Annotated in this window: 1 protein-coding gene; it reads right to left on the reverse strand. The window is 45.8% G+C overall.

The window, feature by feature from the left end; all coding sequences use genetic code 11:
- A partial coding sequence (gene ampD / locus C1I98_RS46890) for a 1,6-anhydro-N-acetylmuramyl-L-alanine amidase AmpD (protein WP_199537617.1) occupies positions 1-389 on the reverse strand: 389 nt, incomplete at both ends.

Here is a 389-nt window from a genome sequence, read left to right on the forward strand (position 1 = left end):
CTCCAGCTCAATCCCAATCGAATAGTCATTGCAGTTTGGCACGCCCAAATAACTAGATTTGCCAGCATGCCAAGCCCGCTCATCAAAGCTCACAAACTGCGTGACCCTACCGTCGCGCTCAATAAACAAATGCGCGGAGACCTGCTGCTGATAGATGGTTGCAAAATACGGATGGGCTTTGGGGTCTAACTGATTTTGAAAAAATGCACGAACAAAATGCTCGCCTTGGTTATTTTTTAGACCAAATTCACTGGGCGGCAAGCTGATATTATGTATCACAATCAGATGAATATCGTTAGGATCGGGGCGTTGTCCAAAATTGGGTGACGCCACAAAATCGCATGGGCTTAACAAACCCTGCTCAATGCTAAATCCCGACATAACTATAC

It is taken from the genome of Spongiactinospora gelatinilytica (genome assembly GCF_003236385.1).
Classification (GTDB): Bacteria; Actinomycetota; Actinomycetes; order Streptosporangiales; family Streptosporangiaceae; genus Spongiactinospora; species Spongiactinospora gelatinilytica.